Genomic DNA, 19,681 nt, shown 5'->3' on the forward strand with positions numbered 1-19,681 from the left:
GCGTTTTTTGCCAGCTCATTTCGGGCAATTTTCATCAAAACATTTCGATGGCCAGCACGCTCCGTATTGGATTTGCGTGCCATGGCCATGCGGTTTCTGTCGGGTTTTCCTCCGATGGCGGACTGCGCTATTAATCTATGGAGGTTATTGTGAAGAATGCATCCACGGGATCCAGGGGCATCAGCGGGTCATCCGCGCGGAATGGTCATTGGCGTAAACCGCTTCATGCAAAACGGCGCCGCCGGCTGGACCGTTTCTGGCTCGGCGTGCTGGTCCGGCGACAGTCTGCACTGCAGTACCAGCAGTGGCGAAACGGCCGGGCGATGCCGGGCTGGTTGCGCTGGATGTTTGCCGCCGTACTCCGTGGCGGGCGTGCAGCACTGCTGACGGCCCTGGTCGGACAGGCTGCCATGGCCGGTCAGGGCAGCCGCGGCGACACGTCTGACATTCAGGTCGCAAAAGCCATGGCCTGCGGTACCGACCCGCTCACCGGGCAGCCACTTCCCTGCCTCCGCCAACTGGAGGAGAAGGCGGAAGGCGGCGGCATGAGCATGCCGTCGATAAGCACAATCGGGTATGCGCTGGCCGCAGGGGGGGGGATTGCGTTGCTGGTGTCGGCGGGCGGCGGGGGATCCTCATCGGATGACAAGCAGAAAACCTCGGGAGGAAAGGGCGCTGCGCCTGATACCCCGGTTGCAACATCGCAGGTAAAGGGCGTGGCCAGCGTTAACCCCAGCCGTAATCCGGGCGACGATACTGGCGGCGCGGGAGGAGTAAATCCGGGTGACGGTACTGGCGGCGCGGGAGGAGGCAATCTTGGCAGCGGTCCTGGCGGCTCAGTAGGCGGCAATCCGGGTGACGGTACTGGCGGCGCGGGAGGAGTAAATCCGGGCAACGGTACTGGCGGCGCGGGAGGAGGAGTAAATCCGGGCGGCGGCTCTGGCGGCGCGGGAGGAGTAAATCCGGGCAACGGTACTGGCGGCGCGGGAGGAGTAAATCCGGGCGGCGGTACAGGCGGCGCGGGGGGAGTAAATCCGGGCAACGGTACTGGCGGCGCGGGAGGAGTAAATCCTGGCAACGGTACTGGCGGCGCGGGAGGAGGAGTAAATCCGGGCAACGGTACTGGCGGCGCGGGAGGAGTAAATCCGGGTGACGGTACTGGCGGTGTGAGAGGAGTAAATCCGGGCGGCGGCTCTGGCGGCGCGGGAGGAGGAGTAAATCCGGGCGGCGGCTCTGGCGGCGCGGGAGGAGTAAATCCGGGCAACGGTACTGGCGGCGCGGGAGGAGGAGTAAATCCGGGCGGCGGCTCTGGCGGCGCGGGAGGAGTAAATCCGGGCAACGGTTCTGGCGGCGCGGGAGGAGTAAATCCGGGCAGCGGTTCTGGCGGCGCGGGAGGAGGAGTGAATCCGGGCGGCGGCTCTGGCGGCGCGGGAGGAGTAAATCCGGGCAGCGGCTCTGGCGGCGCGGGAGGAGTAAATCCGGGCAGCGGTACTGGCGGCGCGGGAGGAGTAAATCCGGGCGGTGGCTCTGGCGGCGCGGGAGGAGTAAATCCGGGCGGCGGTACTGGCGGCACGGTTGGAGGAACCCCGGGTGGTAGCTTGACCGCTGCTGTATCCCCGACTGTCCTGCTCTCCGTCGCAAATGAGCAGACCCATATGCATGCTGGTCCGGAAAGCAATGTGAACCTGACCGTGCGGGGTGAATTGCACAATCTCGGCAGCGGGATCCTGAACATGGTCGGGGATGTGACCCCCTCCCGGGATTCGAATGCGCTTTATGGCGGGGTATTGCGAAATGACGGCGTCCTGAACCTGACGGCACGGCTGAATGTGCTGCAGCAGAGCGAAATGCTGAACCAGGCCGGTGGCAAAATCGCGCTGCAGGGACATGCTGCCTTCTTTCTCTCGCCGGGCAGTACCCTCGTCAACGATGGCGAGATCACGGCATCCGGGCATGACCAGAGCGCTCTGCGTTCGCCGGTGATATTGAGCATGGCCGGCGGCAGCGCCAGAAACGGATCCCGGGGAGGGAGCCGGCCGGTCGTCAATAACGGAAAGATAACTGCCAGTGGCGGTTTTGGCGTGGTCAGTGCGGAACATGGTTCGGTAAAACGCCAGTTCATCAACCGCGGGACCATCGATTTCACCGCCACGGACCACATGACCCGGGCGCTGAATGTGGCACCGTATGGCGACTACAATGACCTGATAAACGACCGTGGCGGCGTGATTACCGTAAGAGGCAACAATGCGGTCGCCATGAATAGCCATGGTGGATATTCGCACCTGATCAACCGCGGCACGATCAATCTGGGCGAGCCCGGCACGACCGATACCGGGATGGTGGCCATGCAGTTGTCCCTTCAGGGGTACAGGATGGAACCATCAGGCGAATGGGGAGGCGTGCCGGCGTCACTCAGCGCGGTTATCGTCAATGACTACGGTGGCCGGATCAATATCCATGCCAAAGACTCTTATGCATTCAACATTGAAGAGGGGGCCTCTCCGCACAAAACCGGGTACCTGCTCAATCGTGGTCAAGTCGATGTGGCATGCGGTGACATGGGCCGTTGCGGATTCTTCAAGACCGAGCATACCCGGCTGCATGACCTGAGCGGCCGGGTGCAGGATTCGCAATTCTCTTATGCGCTGCCGGCCACGCTGCCGCAGCCGCAGTCACAGGTGCAGGTCCGGTTGCCCGTCGGCAAGGCGCGTCTGCACACCAATACCGGGATCCTGCGGGGCATCACGCTGGAGGCAAAGGGCAACGTGCACAACACGGCCAGTGGCGCCGTGGTGCTGGAGGGAGAAGATCGCAGCTGGTACCACGCCATGCTCCGCAACGACGGCACCCTGAATGTGGCCACCCGGCTGACCGGATCGGAGGGGAGCGATCTGATCAACAGCAAGGGCGGGCTGATGCAGTTCTATGGCGACGGCGTCATGGTGCTGTCGCCCGGTGCTTCGTTCCGCAATGACGGCACGATTGTTGCGCATGAGTTGGCCGACACCAACAGCGAGCGTCATCTGCTGACGTTGCACAATGTGCAGCAGGGCAATGACCGGACAAGCGAAATCATCAATGGCGGCAAACTGATTGCCCGTGACGGCTACGGCGTACTGAGTGTGCGCAGTGCCAGGCCGGAGTTGCTGCGGACCTTCATCAATCGCGGCCGGATCGAGTTCACTGCCGGGAACGGCAGGACGCGTGCATTGCATATCGAGCAGTTCGGCAATCACAACACGCTGGTCAACGATGTCGGCGGCGAGATTACCGTGCGCGGCAACCACGCCGTTGCCATGAGCAGTCATGCCGAATACTCCAGGCTGATCAACCGCGGCGTGATCAATCTGGGCGATCCGGGAACCAACGATACCGGCATGGTCGCGATGGAGCTGGGACGCTGGGGGGAGGGGGCGCCCGACCAGCGCCCGCGAACAGCCTTGCTGGTCAACGATCATGCCGGCGTGATCAACATTCATGCAAAGAACTCATCCGCATTCCGGATAGAAAACGACAGCCGTGATCTCGGTTATCTGCTCAATTTCGGCAAGGTGCGCTCGCTTTGCGGTGACAACAGTTGCAGGAAATTCCACAACCCGTACAGCACGGCCCGGGAGCGGACCCTTTCTCCTGAAGGGCGGGCCTTCTCCTACGCGGTGCCGCTGGTGGTCGCCGAGGGCAGCAGCCACGTCCACGACGGCACGAGCCTGAATGCCCTGCTGAGGGCAAAAGGACTGCTGGTAAACAATGCCGATGCCACGCTGACGCTGGTCGGGGAGGAAAGCAGCCGCTTCAGCAGCGGGCTGCACAATCGCGGCCGGCTGGAGGTATCGGCGACAGCGCTGCTGGCCGAGAGCAATGGTAACCTGGTCAACTTCGAAAACGGCGATATCCGTTTCTCCGGTGCCGGGCACATGAAGATGGTGTTCAACAGCAAATTCATGAATTACGGCAAGATCACCGCTGAATCCTTCAACCCCGAACAGGGGCAGCGCGAGATGGTGAACATGGTGACGGCCTGGCCATCCGACAAGGGTGAGCGGATTCACCGCAATCTGGGGACGCTGATTGCCCGCGGTGGTTACTCCGTGCTCGGGCTCGGTGCGGCGGGGAAGAATGCACGGCGCAGCTTCATCAACCACGGCACCATCGATTTCACGGCCGAGGGCGGCGTCAGGCGGGCACTGCGGATCGAGTCGTACGGCGAATACAACGATATCGTCAACGACGTGGGGGGCTCGATCACCGTGCGCGGCAACGGTGCCGTTGCCATGAGCAGCCATGGCGAGAATTCGCGGCTGGTCAACCGTGGCACGATCAACCTGGGCGAGCCCGGTACGCAGGATACCGGCATGGTGGCGCTGGAAATTGGCGCCTGGGCTGCGCGGCACCGGCCCGGCCAGCCCGATCCCGCAACGAGGACGTCGGTCCTGCTCAACGACGACAGCGGGGTCATCAATATCCATGCGAAAAATTCGCACGCATTCCTCATTGCCGATGACACCAGGACCCGCGCCTATCTGCTGAACCGCGGCCGGGTGGAACGGCTCTGCGGAAACAGCAGTTGCAGTCACTTCAAGGATACGCATACCAGCTCACTTGACCGGACTGCCTGGCAAGTGCAGGGGCTCGAGTACGACTATGTGCCGCCGCCGCTGCAGGCACTGCCCGACCCGACGCAGCCGCCGGCATCGCTGATTGTCCCGGCCCGCCAGAACTATACCCATACCGGAACCCGCAGCGTCATGCTGGCAGCGGAAGGGGACGTGACGAACAGCGCTGGCGCCACGCTGTCACTGGCCGGGCCGGAGCCGAGCTATTTCCTCTCGCAGCTGCACAATCACGGGACACTGGCGGCGACGTTGCCATTGAGGGGAATAGGAAATGCCGCACTGACCAACTTCGAGGGTGCCACCTTCAACCTGTCCGGCAAGGGGCGAATCGAACTGTCGTTCCGCAGCGAGTTCAGCAATCGTGGCACGGTGCTGGCCGAACGGCCCGAGGCCGGTGCCATCGAGCCGGTGATGCTGTCGCTGGACCTCGGCGTCCGGGAGAACGACCCCGATATGCAGCTCGCCAACCACGGAAAACTGGTCGCCCGCGACGGCTATCGGGTGCTGGCTGCCAGGGGAAGCATGGGACGGCGCAGTTTTCTGAACTACGGCAGCATTGATTTTACTGCGGCCCGCGGGACGACGCGTGCGCTGCAGATCGGGTCCTTTGGCGACAACAATACCCTGATCAATGCGGCGGGCGGCGAGATTACCGTCCGCGGCAACGGTGCCGTCGCCATGAGCAGCCATGGCGAAAACACGCGGCTGATCAATCGCGGAACGATCAATCTGGGCGAAGCCGGGACGACCGATACCGGCATGATCGCGATGGAACTCGGGCAGCGGGGGCCCTCGGCAAATGGCGAGCCCGGCCGACCGGCGCGCAAGGCCGCCATCGTCAATGATCACACTGGCATTATCAATATCCACGCCAGGAACTCCCATGCTTTCAGCATTGCCGGGGGCAACGGGGACGCAATCGGCTTCCTGGTCAATCGCGGGAAGGTCCATGCACAGTGTGGCGACGAAAGTTGCGGGACGTTCGGGGATGAGTCTACCAGGGCGCAGGACCGGACCGGCCAGAACGAGGAACGCCTGCTCGGCGGCGGTGACGCACTCTCTTCGGCCTCGTTGCGCGGTTATGTGGCGATGACCAGGCCGGACGGGCGGATCGGCACGCTGGACGGGGATGCCCTGAATCTTGACGAAGTCAGGGTCGACACCAGCTTTACCCTTGGTTCGGCGGCCACGCGCATGGATTTTGCCAGGCTGGCGCGAGCCGGTTACATCGAAGGCGTCGACGGCATCCGCTCGATGACGGATGCCTGGCGCGCCGTCGGCTGGCGGGATGCCAGTGGCGATGTCGGTGTCACCATGATCAAGAACGATTACCGCGATCTGGTGGATGACGCGTCGTTGCGCCGGGTGGCCGGGGCGCTGCAGCAGGGCTACGACGCGGGCGCGCTGTTCCGCAGCCTGGAACTGATGCATCGCAAGGATATCGCCCAGGCGATCCGGCAGCTGTCCGGTGCCGGCATCCAGCAGGCACTGCGTCCGGTGCAGGTGCTGGAACGCCGTTTTGCACGTCTGGCCGATGATGCGGCGGTCGATCTGGGCTCCGGCTTCGGCTTCAACCTGCTCAGCCGTGGCCAGCGCGGCACGCAGCTTGGCGCCTCGTCCTATGACATGGTTGCGCTGCAACAGCGCTTCGACATCGCCGGCCACGGGCAGGTGGCCGTGCGTTACGGGATCGCCCGGGTGAAGCCGGACGGGACGGACGACACCGGCCTCAGCGGCAGCAGCCAGTTGCTGAGCGTGAGTCATCAGCAGCCGCTGTCAGCCAGCGGGGGGAAGGACGGACCGCTGCTGGAAAGCGAGTTTCGCTATGCACTGCACCAGGTCAGCACCCGGCGCACGGTACGCTACGGCCAGGACGAGCTGCAGGTTCCCGAGCAGGAGCGGGTCGTGGTCGATGCCCGGCCGCGTGCCGATCAGCGTCGCGACCACTTTACTGGCCAGGTGCTGCGGGTTGCCAGACCGTGGGTCTCGGCGAGCGGCTGGGCGCTGACGCCGCTGGCCGGTCTGAAACTGCACCATTCCCGCGATGCGGCGCTGAACGAGCGGGACGGTGGCATCGCTGCCCTGAAAATCGCTGCCCGGCGGGAAACGGCGCTGGAGGGGGTCGTCGGATTGCGGCTCGACCATGACGGCAGGCAGAGCGGCCGCGGCTGGCTGGCGGGCTTCGAGGTCAAGGGCCGGCCGACGTTGTATCGACGGGCCGGTACGCGCGATGCGCAGTTCACTGCCGCACCGGGACAGCGTTTTGCACTGGAAGAGGGGCCGAGGGGCAGATTCAGCTACGACAGCCGCCTGAGCCTCAGTCATCACGGGCGGGGGACGCGATTCACCCTCGGTGCGTATCTGAGCCGGGATGACGGCCTGCCGGACCGGGGGGTGATGGCGAACTGGCTGCGGCAGTTCTAGGCATCATGCGGAAATGGGCACCGATGGCCGGCGTGGCATCGGTGCCCGCTGCCTTGCTCAGGCCACTTCGACGATCAGCAGGGTATTGGTGCTGCCCGGCTGGCCCATCGATTCGCCGAGCGTGACCAGCAGCCGGTCACCATGGCCGACGACGCCCAGCTCGCGCAGTGCGCGTTCGGCCTGGGCAACCGCTTCTTCGCGCGTGCTGGCATGGTTCACCGTTTTTACCGGATAGACGCCACGGAAAATGCATACCTTGCGGCGGGTCGATTCTTCCGGCGTGACCGCATAGATGGGCACGCCGCCGTCGACCCGGCTCATCCACAGTGCGGTCGAGCCGGACTGGGTCAGCGCGGCGATGGCACGGGCGCCTATGTGGCCGGCGGTAAACAGCGCGGCCATGGCGATTGACTGATCGACGCGGGTTTGCGGCCGGTCGAGCAGTTCCTTGTCGAAGGTGTTCACGGACGAGGTCTCGGCCGCGACGCAGATCCGGGCCACCGCCTCGACCGTCTCTACCGGATACCGGCCGGTGGCGCTTTCCGCCGACAGCATTACGGCATCAGTACCGTCGAGCACGGCATTGGCGACATCGGACACTTCGGCCCGGGTTGGAATTGGCGCCGAGATCATCGATTCCATCATCTGGGTGGCGGTGATGACAAAGCGGTTGTGCTGGCGTGCCTCGCGAATCATGCGTTTTTGCAGGGCTGGCACCGCCGCGTCGCCGACCTCGACGCCGAGGTCGCCGCGCGCGACCATGATGCCGTCGGAGGCGAGCAGGATCTCGTCCAGATTGGCAATGGCCTCGCAGCGCTCGATCTTGGCCACCAGCATGCTGCTGCCGCCGGCTGCCGCGACCAGTGCACGTGCCTCGTGCATGTCGGCTGCGGTCTTCGGGAACGATATCGCGATATAGTCGGCGCCGAGTGCGACGGCAGTCTGCAGATCCTGGCGGTCCTTGTCGGTCAGTGCCGGTGCGGACAGCCCGCCACCCTGGCGGTTGATGCCCTTGCTGTTCGACAGCGTACCGCCGACGCGGACACGGGTATGAATTTCCCCGCCGGTCACCCGCTCGACATCGAGCACGATGCGGCCATCGTCGAGCAGCAGCACGGCGCCGGCTTCGACATCGCGCGGCAGATCCCTGTAGTCGAGGCCGACCCGGCCGGCGTTACCCAGCGTGCAGGCGGCATCGAGAACGAACGGGTCGCCGGGGTGCAGTTGTACCGCGCCATCGGCAAAGGCGCCAACGCGGATCTTCGGACCCTGCAGGTCGGCCAGGATGCCGACCGATACACCGAGTCGATCGGCCGTTTCGCGTACCAGCCCGGCGCGGGCGATATGGTCGGCCGCGCTGCCATGGGAAAAATTGAGCCGGACGACGTTCACGCCGGCAACGATCAGCCGTTCCAGCGTGTGCGGATCGCTGCTGGCCGGGCCGAGCGTGGCGACAATCTTGGTGCCTCTGGACATGCGGATCTCCGGTGAGGGGTCAGCCGCCACGACCGGCATGCCCCAGCCGTTGGCCGATGGCGAGGGTCGCGGCGATATTGCGGGCGGTGAGACGCAGGTTGTCGGCGGCATCGCGCAGGGCTTCGGCGGTCGAGCAGGCCTGGTACAGCACGCTGAACACGGCATCGATGCCGTGGGCGTGGACCACTTCCGCATCCGCCGTCAGGCAGCCGGCAATGCCGATGACCGGGACATGGTGCCGCTTGGCGACCCGGGCGACGCCGATCGGGGTCTTGCCATGAATGGTCTGGCTGTCGATGCGGCCTTCACCGGTGATGACCAGGTCGGCATCGCGCACCACGGCGTCGAGTCCGACCGCTTCCATCACGATTTCGATGCCCGGCAGCAGCCGCGCGCCGAGGAAGGCCAGCAGCGCGGCACCGGTGCCACCGGCGGCACCGGCGCCGGCCACGCCATCCACCTGCACGCCGAGATCGCGTTCGATCAGGGTGGCAAAGTGCTTCAGATTGGCATCCAGCTGGCGGACCATTTCCGGTGTCGCGCCTTTTTGCGGGCCAAACACGTGCGAGGCGCCGTCCGGACCGGTCAGTGGATTGTCGACATCGCAGGCGACGTCGATGCGGCAGTCTGCCAGCCGCGGGTCGAGGTCGCCGGCATCGATGCGGACCAGCCGTGCCAGTGCACCGCCGCCCGGGCCGATTTCGCGGCCATGCTCGTCGAGCAGGCGTACGCCCAGCGCCTGCAGCATGCCGGCGCCGCCATCATTGGTGGCGCTGCCGCCGATGCCGACGATAAAGCGCCGCGCCCCGGCATCCAGTGCCGAGCTGATCAGCTCGCCGGTGCCATAGGTCGTGGTCTGCAGCGGATTGCGAGAGCCGGGGGGCACCAGCGCCAGCCCGCTGGCCGTGGCCATCTCGACGATGGCGGTTGCACCGTCGCCGCTGAGCCCGTAGCAGGCCTGGACGGTATCGCCCTGCGGACCGGTAACGGCCAGATCGATACGGCGGCCGCCGGTGGTGGCGACCAGCGCTTCCATCGTGCCTTCGCCGCCATCGGCGACCGGCAGCTTGACGAACTCGGCGTCTGGCCAGACTTCGCGCATGCTGTTCTCTATCGTGGTGGCGACTTCGAGCGCGGTCAGGCTTTCCTTGAACGAGTCGGGGGCAATGACGATTTTCATGGCACGTTTTCTCAGAAGACCTTGAAGACGCCGAACAGCAGGGTCGACACGATGGTGATGACCAGACCGATGGCCGTTTCGTACGGAATCAGCTTCAGGCGTTCCTTCATGCTCATGTTCACGGCACCGCCGGTGGCGTGGAAGAAGCTGCCGTGCGGCATGTGGTCGAAGACCGTGGCGCCGCTGTGAATCATGGCCGCGGCGGCAAGCGCCGGTACGCCCAGTTCCAGCAGTGTACTGCCGAACACCTGCGAGGCAACGGCGGTGCCGGCGGTGGTCGAGGCGGTTGCCAGCGACATCAGCGCGCCGGACACCGGCGCCAGCAGGTACGGGGCCATGCCGGACGCCTGCAGACCGTCGATCAGCAGCGTCTTGAGCGCCGACGAGCCGATAATGCCGGCCAGGGTGCCGGTGCCGAGCAGCATGATCGCCACCGGCGCCATGCGGCCGAGGCCGGCGATCGCATACTGGTTGCTGTGACGCAGCTTGCCCATGGCCAGCGCGCCGAGCAGGCCGCCGAGCGGCAGGGCAATCAGCGGGTCGATCTTGATGTCGGCGAGCGGGCGCAGGGCCAGCAGGGCGATGGCGACCAGCGGCGCGACCATGGCCGGGCCGAAGCCGGGCAGGGCTGCATGCTCGTGGGAGATCAGCTCTTCCGGCGCCACCTTGCTGCCGCGCTGAACCAGGCGCTTGGCAATCAGATACGTCACGATCAGGCCGAAAATCCCCGGCACGATACCGGCGGTCATGATGCTGGTCAGCGGCAGGTGGAACGCGTCGGCCGCCGCGATGGCGTTCGGGTTCGGACTCATTACGTTGCCGGCCTTGCCGCCCCCGATCATGGCGATGAGAATGGCCATTTTCGACAGGTCGGCCCGGCTGGCGATCGCCAGCGCGATCGGTGCCACGGTAATGACGGCAACGTCGATGAACACGCCGACCGCGGTCAGCAGCAGGGTGGCCAGCGCCAGCGCCAGCAGGGCGCGGGTTTCGCCGAGGCGCTTGACGATGGTCTCGGCAATGGTCGATGCAGCGCCGGATTCGATCAGCACGCCGGCCAGCACACCGGCGGCAAGAATGCGCAGCACCGCCGGGATGATGCCCTTGGCACCACCCATCATCAGATCGACCGTCTGCGACATGTCGATGCCGCCGGCGAGGCCACCGACCAGGGCGCCGACCATCATGCCGTAAGCCGGCGGGACCTTCTTCAGAATCAGTACGATGGCGACGACCAGTGCCGCCAGCGCGCCCAGTGTGGATACCTCGACCATGCCGCTCCTTGCATGCCCGTAACGGGCGATTTCGGAAAGCGGCAAGGGTAACGATGCCGTCATTTTCCGGCCTCGTGCGAATGCCCGTAAAACCGGAGATGAAAACAGAATTTATTAGGCGTTTTTACAAATTGCCTGCGGGCGGGCACCGGCATGCAGCTGCAGCGCCACATACAGCAGCAGCCGGTCGTCGAGCCGGCCAGGGTCCAGTTCGCACAAGGCACCGATTCGTTGCAGCCGGTAATCGAGGGTATTGCGATGGATGTGCAGTGCACGGGCCGCCGCGCCCGGCTGCGCATCGTGGGCCAGCCACACCGTCAGCGTGCGCTGCAGCAGCCCGTGCGGATCGTGCTCGGCCAGTGTCCGCAGCGGGCGTCGCAATTCGTCGGCCTGCCAGCCGTCGCGCAGGCTGTCCAGCAGCACGGGCAGCATCAGGTCCTGATAGAAATAGGCCCGCTCGTCAGGCGCTCGCCGGCGGCCGACATCCAGTGTCGACAGCGCCGTGCGGTAGGAACGGGCAATGCCGCCCGGACCGGGGAAATACTGCCCCAGTGCGATGCGCACCCCCAGTTCGCTGCCATCACGCATGCGCGACAGCAGACGGTGCACGCGTTCGCGGTGCGCATCGGCATTCCAGCCGTCGGCGCGGACCTCGACCGGCTTCAGCACCACAATCTCGTTCAGCGACACCGTGGCGATCAGGTTGTCGCGTTCCGGCGTGGTCAGCAGCACCTGCAGCTGCTGCAGCTCCGCCAGCGTGGCATCGACCCCGAGCGTATGGCTGTCGACCTCGATCACCGCGACCACGCGCGGCTGGTCCAGATCCAGCCCGAGCCGCTGGGCCCAGTCTGCCAGTCCCGGGCTCAGCGTGTCGTTGCGGATCAGGTTCAGCAGCAATTCCTCGCGCTGGCGGGTGTCACGGGCAATCAGCCGTGTCAGCCGCGACTGCTCCAGCATCATCTCGGCCGTCATGCGTACCAGCTCGCCGAAATGGCGGACCTGGTCGGGCTGACCGGTCAGCCCGACCACGCCGACGATGGTGCCATCGCTGCGCAGCGGCAGATTGATGCCGGGCCGGGCCTGATACAGGCGGCTGGCCATGGCTTCGTCAATCTCGACCGTGCGTGCCTGGGACAGGGCAAGCAAGGCACCGTCGTGCATCTGCCCGAGCCGCGAGGCGTCGCCGCTGCCGATAATGGTGCCGTGGGCGTCCATCACATTGACGTTGCAGTCGAGAATGCACATTGTGCGGTCGACGATGGTCTGGGCGAGCGGGGCGTCGATGGGAATCATGGCGGGCAATGCAGGGCAGGGACAAACATTATCGCCAATTCCCGGCCGGAGCGGGGTGTCTATTCTTCGGGCAGATCGGCACTGCGGTTGGCATCATACTCGCTGGCCCCCAGGTCGAACGTCAGTCCATAGGCATTCTGGCCCCGGATATGGAAATTGTAATAGCGGTAAAAAAAACGTGTCTCGGTAGTCGTTATCGCGTACGTGACGTATTGATGGCCTTCCACGACCGGTGTGCCATGCGGACCATTAAGGCAGGGGCGGACATTCGCTTCGCCTTGCGTATTGACTTCAGTAATGAACATGGTCTCCCCGTCGACAAGATGATAGAGCATGAAAAAAGGGGGGGCGGTTCTGTTGATCTGGTGCTGGTCGATTTGCAGGTGCCCATTGACATAGATGTGGGCAGAATGGAGCGTGCCGGTTTCGCTGCTGACGGTCGTCCATATTTTCCTCCCCGTTGCATCGTAATAATAAAAAACAGAGGTGTCGACATTATTGTATTTATCGGACATGTAGCTGATGTTTTTTGAATCTTCATAATAGTAATATTTTTCCGATATACCATTGGTTGTTTGGTAGATCTGGCTTGTGGTATTGCCCTCGGCATCGTATTCGAAATCTATTTTGTCTGGGGTATTTGAATGCCCGTTGATTGCCATGTTGTCAATTTTTACCAGATTTGTTTTATTTTCATAAGCGTAGCGCGAAAGCTGGCTGCCCTGGCTGAGCTCGCTGTTGATGGTTGAAACATTTCCCAGCCTGTCCCGCGTGAAGGATTGTTTCAGAACCGTGTCGCCATACTCATTGCGATACGTGACATTCCCGTTTCTCTTCCAGGACAGCAAGGCGCCTCTGTCATTGTATGTATAGTTCTCGTCCCATTGATATGCATGCTGTGCCTGAAATGTGTACGAAACCTGCTTGAGTTTCCGGTGTGGGGTATATGATATTTTGCATCCGAATACGAAATGTGAAAACAAATAATAGGAAAGGTTTTTTTCGTCATTGTATTGATTGTAAGCCCGGGTTTGCTTTATATGCCTGAAATTGTTGTAAATCGTTCTGGCGTAATTGTCTATCTGGGTCAGATTGCCTGTCGATTTTGACCGGTGAAGATAGGAGGCGCTGAGTATTTTGTTCGTGTGGTTTGTATCGCTTGACAGGTAGCGGATGATTTTTTCCCGCCCGCAATCATCGTACACATACTGCTTTTTTATAGTGGTGCTGTCGCTGTTGAAACGGACTGAAATTTCGATGGGCTTGCCGCGCACTGTGTTGGCGATTGTGGTTTTGTATTTGCCGAGATCGCTACTGTCCCAGGCGGCAGCATCTTCACAGAGATGGTCGAATGCGTCGTAACTCAGCGTGCGGGAATACGTGTAAGCTCGCCGCACCGTTTGTTCTCCCACCAACCGCCCTGAATCCGGCGCGTAGCTGAATGACATGACGGCAAGGGGGATGGCTGCACTGTTCTCTATGGCTTCTCTTGTAACGCTTTCGAATACAGGGTGATATTCATATGCCCATTGCCTGCCGCCGGTGATCGAGACCAGAGCGGGTCGGGAGAAGACTGACGATCCGCTGTAGTCGTATCGGGTCTTGACGCCATTGATGGTGGTCGATGTTTCCCTGTTGAGACCATCATGACTTTTTTCTCCCATGACCGTGCCGTCGACATCGATGACGGAAACCAGGGGGGCGGCGCTGTGCGGGGCGTAAAAAAAAGACTGTTTGCCGCTTGCGCTGCCGTTCTTGACGATGATCCGATCAAAGGCATCGTATTCATATGTAAAAGTTTCTCGCCCACTGAGCATGGACGTGCTTTCGCGCATGAACGGGTCGTAACTGAACTCCTGAGTGGTATCGGGCTTTTTTCTGGTGCGGCTCGCGTAGATTTCCTGCAGGCATAGCTGATCGCTTGCATTATAGTAGGAAAGGGCCGTGCTGCCGCCAGGGTAATATGTAATGGCAATCGATGCAGGGTAATCGTTTCTGCTGTGGGCATCATAAACATAGGAAACAGCGCTGCCATCTGATTTTTTCCTGTAAACAGGTTCGCCATAAACATTCCATTCGTATTTTGTCGTTTGCGTTATGTCGGGTGGAATGATGGTTTTTGATGTGGCTTGCGGAAAATAATCGTATTCATTTTCCGTGATGACCTGATCCAGGTCATTGTAGGCATAACTGCAGATCTTGTAACTCATACCCGCATGGGTCGAAGAGGCTGGCAGGGTCCAGAACACTTCTGATGGATTGCCCAGATCGTCGGTTACGGTGACTTCCGTAAACTGGCTGGATGTTTTTTTAGTCAGGATCCGGTTGGAGATGGGCTGGAAAGTGGCCAGTGTGGCGACTTCGTTTTCCGTTCCTTTTGCACGAGTGCTCCTGGTGACGCGGCCTTGCGCATCATATTCGAAACACGTGACAATGCCGTTAGTGTCGATAACGGACAAGGTCTCTGCGGTAATGAACGCTTGAGTCAGTGATTCCGTTTTTTTTACCGCGCTGCTATCGTAACCGGTCGTTTCCTTGGCGATGGTGCTTGTGCTGTCAGCGCTACTTTCCGTATAGACAAAGCAGGTTGTTGTCGGCAAGTAGGAGGGCGGGATATTGGGGGAGGTTATCCTGACCATGCTCGACGTGATCTGCGCAGGCCGCCCCGCATTATCGTACAGATAGGCTGTTTTCTTCAGTGCCGTCAGACGCGCAACGGGAGGGAACGCAGGCTGCATGAAGAACTGCTCTTCATTGACCTGAATCAGGCTGGTGTCCTGCGTCTGGCTATAGGTGTATTGCCATATTTTTCTTGGAATGGCATCTGCACTGCTCCCGGAGGAAATGACCTGGCTTTTCAGATATTTTACAAATCCATAAAGGTCTGCCGGGCAGAGAACGGTGCCGTCTTCAGTCATTTCTCCTGCCGCCGGATAATAAGTACTCCATTCCGTCATGCCGGACGGCGGGCAGATCCTGGTCAGGTTTTCATGATCGTCGTACTCTCGCACCGTGGACTGGCTGGTCTGCCTGCACGTCTGGCCTGTTTGCGTCGTGCAGGTTTGCTCGTCTTTTGTATACAGCGCAAAAGCGGGCGGCTGGGCATCAATGCCGGCATTCGGAGTCAGCGGGTAGGTGTAGGCATGGTCCTTGACCCGGAGCGGGGAAGGGCCACGGGGTGCGCTGTAGACCAGCAGATAGAACTTGTTGTAGGTCCGGGTCGTGACCAGGGCGGGGAGGGCAGGATCACCAATGGTTTCTGTGGTTTGATAGGAAAAGCTGTCCGGCAGTCCTTCCAGGTTGTCGATGCTGTCATTCCATATGGGCACATCAGGATAACCAAGATAATTTTGCTCACCATACTGGTAAGTGATCGTACGGTTTTTTGCCGGCTGGCCTATGCGGGAGCAAATGCTGCGCGTGATCGATGAGGTGGCCGGCACGGCTTTTTCCAGACCGTCTGGCGAAGACAGGGTGAGATAGCTAACGGTATCCCGCTGGCAGTAATCGACGAAGGATTGCCAGGAGTCAATGCGCAGAAAGGACGTGTTGTGCGTGCCATAGGCGATGCTGTACAGCAGGCTCGACGAGGTGTCGGTTTTCTGTGTCACCCGTTCCAGACGCGGGATGCCGGACTGGTTGCAGCAAAACGTCAGCACACTGCGCGCGGTGGTGACAGCGTGGTTCCTGAAATTGCTGGCAGCACCCGGGGTAGCGGTGCTGCTGAGGGCCGTGGAAAGCAGGACCGTACCGTCATTGTCGGTGATTTTAAATGAGTTATCCGAAGACCAGCTGATGTTGACCTGTTTTCCATTGGCGGATTTTATGACTGTCGTTTTGCCGTTTTCAATGGTTTCTGTTGTGCCGTTTTTGTAAACCAGCGTGTAGGTCGTATCGGTGTCCTTGAAAATCTGGAAAGTATTCGTTCGTTTGTATTTCAGAATGGTTTCTCCCTCTTCTCCCGTTTGCATGCGATATCTGTGCCCGTCTGCCAGTACCAGCGTATCGATGGCAGGCTGTGTATTGTCTGACGGCAGCCCAGTGTCGATATGGGTGAGATTCAGCTCCCAGCCAGTACCAAACCCATAATCAATCGGGTTGAAAAGGTTGAAACGCAGCGCCAGAGTAAAGGTGGGGCCGAGCAGACGATTGGCAGACAGGCTGGCAATGGGAATGTGCCGGATATATATTCCCGTCGCGGGATCGACGCCTTCTTGTTCCCAATCTGTCAGATTGAATGCATTGGAATAAAAAAGCATGGCAGTGCTTTCCTGTTTTCGCTTTCTGGCTCAGAGTATGAGGTTGAAACTTGTCATGGAATTTTGAAGCGACGATGCCGGGGAGGTCTGCGCTGTGTAGTACAGGCTTTCCATGGATGTCTTCGTGGCTGGCACCGGTTTTGGCATGGCCAATTTTCTCGCCAGGCTCAGGTTGGGGGTGGACTGCGAGACGATAATCCGGGGAAGGGGAAGCTGGATGGTACGGGGCAATGGAGCAGACAGCGTGCCGGCTATCTGTGTACTGCCATGTGTTGTCATGCCGGCAATGGATTGTCGTGACGGGTTGCCGAACAATAATTTTCTGGAAAATGACACGAATACCTTCATGCCGAGAAACGCTTCTTTCAGCAGTAGCGGTGCGCTCATCAGGGCGCCGACAAGAAAGAACACATTTGCCATGTCTCCCAGCTCTGTCGCCAGGCCCGGATCGGTGTCCAGGTAGCTGCCTGAGGCGATTTGCAGCGCTGCCCCTGTCGATACCATGAAGCCGGTCATGACGCCCAGCAGTATGGTCAGCCACCCCCCCGATGCCAGGCTGGCCACAATACTCAGCACGCCGATAATCAGACCGATGCTGCCTCCCGCTATGGACAGGCTGGCACTGGCGCTCAAGCGACGAATCCTGACGGCGGGAGCGTAGCCGGATGGGTCGCCAAGATTGACCGGGTCGCCAAAGCAATAGGCATAAGGATTGAGGCCGCCGACGGAAAACGGGCTGTAGGGGTCCGGCGTCAGAAAGCGTTGAATGCACGGATCATAGCTGCGTACGCCGCTGCCGAGCGGGTACAGCTGGCTGCGCGGACCGATCCAGTCGATATGCTCGCCATGCATGCCGACTCGCGGGCGGGAGGCGTCGCTTTCCTGGCGGGGGGCGGAGACCCGCGGCGGCGGGGCCTGGCGGGCACTGTCGTTTTCATCTGCCGCGACGCAGTACCAGGGACGATAGCCGTGTGTACGGGCGCTGCCGTTGCCATGCCGGACCAGCACCGGCTTCCGTGTGGCATCCCGATAGTGCTGCGCAAATGGCAGCGGCGGCGCCTCGCGTGCCGGCCGGCTGCGGTCCACAAAGTAGCCCGGATACTGCAGCAGCGGCAGCCCGCCCGCGCTGCACTCGTCTCCCGCCGCCACCTGCCAGCGCACCGCCAGCGGTCCGCTGACCGCCTCCCCGCTTTCGTCATAAACAAAGTCGCCGTTCTCGCTCAGCCGGTAGCCGTCTCCCGGCGCCACCTGCCGCACCGTCCGCCACGCCCGGTCGTGTCCGTCCCGGTAGTCCATCCGCTGCCGGATCTGCCGGGCCGGATCGCTCGCCTCCCGGTCCGCGCTCAGCACCAGCCGGTGTGCCGGCAGCCGGCTGTCGATCTCGCCGGCCCAGCTGCCCGCCGCGTAAATCACCACTTCGGCCATGCCCTGCAGCGCGTCGCTGGCCGAGACGCAGGCCTGCTCCGGTGTCAGACCGGTCGGCAGGTAGTTCGCCACCGGGTCGAAGCCGCTGTGCGACACCGCCATCACCCGGCCCAGTGCGTCGTAGCGCACTTCGTGCAGTTTGCCGTTGACGTCGCTCAGGCTCACCGCTTGCCAGAAGCGGGCGTCGTAACCGAGTGTGGTCTGTTTGCCCAGCGCATCGGTCATGCCGGTCAGCCAGCAGCTGGCCGGGTCATAGGTCAGCGTGCGTTTCCCCTCGTGCGCATTGGCCTGCAGCGTCTGCAGCCGGTAGAAGCCGCCGGCGTCGGCGTAGCTGGCGCTCTGCCGCTGGGCGACCCAGTAGTTGAGGCCATTCAGGGTCTCCTGCACATAGCCGGCCGCCTGCAGTTGCGTGGCAACCTGGTCACTGCCGAGCACCGGGTCGTAGGTGCTGTGGGCGGTGCTGTCGTCGAGCACGGCGTGTTGCTGGCCGGTGACCCGGCCGATCGCCAGCAGCACGCTGCTGGCGTTCAGGTAGCTTTGCGTGCGCCAGTCGGTCAGCGTGCGTGGTGCATCGGGGCCCAGCAGTCCATTCGGGTCGGACAGGGTCTCGAAGCTCAGCCCGCTGCCGGCGCTGCTGGCCGGGTAGTCCAGTGCCTGCTCGATCTGCTGTGTCGGCAGGCCCAGGCGCCAGTTGCTGTCGTCGACCACCCGGGCCCAGTCGAGCGTGCCTTCCTGCAGTCGCAGCCGCTGCTGGCTGTCATCGTAGGTGGCGGCCAGCTGCCCGGGCGTCAGTAGCGGATCGCTGAAGGCCGGGTCCTGCGCCCGGCGCGGGTAGTGGACCCGCGCCTGGCGGGTCACATTGCCGTCGCCGTCGCGGCTCAATACCACCTGCTGGCTGAAGCGCGGATCGAACCCGGTATCGTCATAGTCGGCGTGCAGCGTTTCCAGCAGCAGGGGGGACACCACGGCGTTGGCACTGGCCGTTGCCGCCTGCATGACCCGCAGCTGCCAGCGCGACGAGTTGACCCGTCGCGGCACCGCATCGCTGATGTCGGCCGGATAGACTTCCTCGTGCAGCAGTTTCCCTTTCAGCACCTGATGCCAGAGCGGGTCACTGCTGGTCGGTGTGCTGTCCTTGCTGCCATCCCAGCTGGTGACGCGGGTGTCCCCCAGCGTGTAGGCCTGGGCATCGCCAGCGTAGTAGTCGCTCCTGTCCGTGGCATCGTCCGGCTGACCGGTGTGGTACCACGAGCGGGTCAGCGCCGGTTCGACCAGTGGCTGGCCGTAGCCGTCGTACGCATCGCCCTGGTCGCTGCGGTCGACGCGCCGAAAGCCGTTGAACGTGCGCTCGGTCGGGTCATACAGGCCGCCCTGATAGGCATAGCGGCGGGTATCGGCGTGCCCCTGCACCGCATCGCGGTCGATGACCTGGCTGCACAGCGCCAGCGTCAGCGGCAGGTGACTGACGCTGGCCGGATCGCCGCGCTTCTCGTCCAGCCGGAACTGGGCCGAGCTGCGGTAGGACAGCTGGATCGTGCGTCCGCACTGGTTGTCGATCTGGCTCAGCAGGCCGGCCGGGCCGGACAGGAAGTCGTAGCGCCAGTGCTTCGGCTCGCCATGCCGCTGGCTCAGCAGCAGGCTGACCGCGCCGTGACCGGCAAGGTCGCCGAAGCGCAGTTCGGCCGAATCGTCGTACAGGAAACCGTCCGGCCATGGCAGGGTGAGCGGGCTGTC

8 protein-coding genes are annotated in these 19,681 nt (G+C 62.4%); 1 reads left to right on the top strand and 7 read right to left on the bottom strand.

Annotated features, from left to right (window positions below):
* Window positions 1-836: 836 nt before the first annotated feature.
* Entirely contained in the window at window positions 837-1,655 is an 819-nt protein-coding gene (locus ACYVG8_RS08495; protein ID WP_460745392.1) for a hypothetical protein, read from the bottom strand.
* A gap of 24 nt (window positions 1,656-1,679) precedes the next feature.
* On the opposite strand from ACYVG8_RS08495, the gene ACYVG8_RS08500 reads away from it, so the two are divergent.
* Window positions 1,680-7,040 (top strand): hypothetical protein, encoded by a 5,361-nt coding sequence (locus tag ACYVG8_RS08500; protein WP_460745393.1) that lies wholly within the window; start codon window positions 1,680-1,682, stop codon window positions 7,038-7,040.
* A gap of 57 nt (window positions 7,041-7,097) precedes the next feature.
* Here ACYVG8_RS08500 and pyk read toward each other — a convergent pair whose 3' ends face one another.
* The 6 genes from pyk to ACYVG8_RS08530 all read right to left on the bottom strand — a co-directional run.
* Entirely contained in the window at window positions 7,098-8,516 is a 1,419-nt protein-coding gene (gene pyk / locus ACYVG8_RS08505; protein ID WP_460745395.1) for a pyruvate kinase, read from the bottom strand.
* Window positions 8,517-8,535: 19 nt separating this feature from the next.
* The gene (locus ACYVG8_RS08510; protein WP_028500383.1) at window positions 8,536-9,696 is read right to left on the bottom strand and encodes a glycerate kinase; all 1,161 of its coding nucleotides are present in this window, start codon (window positions 9,694-9,696) and stop codon (window positions 8,536-8,538) included.
* 11 nt (window positions 9,697-9,707) lie between these two features.
* The gene (locus tag ACYVG8_RS08515) at window positions 9,708-11,033 is read right to left on the bottom strand and encodes a GntP family permease (protein ID WP_233495232.1); all 1,326 of its coding nucleotides are present in this window, start codon (window positions 11,031-11,033) and stop codon (window positions 9,708-9,710) included.
* 51 nt (window positions 11,034-11,084) lie between these two features.
* Window positions 11,085-12,263: a sugar diacid recognition domain-containing protein gene (locus ACYVG8_RS08520; RefSeq protein ID WP_460745398.1), complete on the bottom strand. Its 1,179-nt coding sequence runs from the start codon at window positions 12,261-12,263 to the stop codon at window positions 11,085-11,087.
* Between the two features lie 59 nt (window positions 12,264-12,322).
* Window positions 12,323-16,522, bottom strand: a complete 4,200-nt coding sequence (locus ACYVG8_RS08525) for an RHS repeat domain-containing protein (RefSeq protein WP_460745400.1) — start codon at window positions 16,520-16,522, stop codon at window positions 12,323-12,325.
* Window positions 16,523-16,552: 30 nt separating this feature from the next.
* Window positions 16,553-19,681: toxin TcdB middle/C-terminal domain-containing protein (locus ACYVG8_RS08530; protein WP_460745401.1), on the bottom strand; the 3,129-nt coding region annotated here is incomplete at its 5' end.

This window comes from Microvirgula curvata (genome assembly GCF_054781615.1).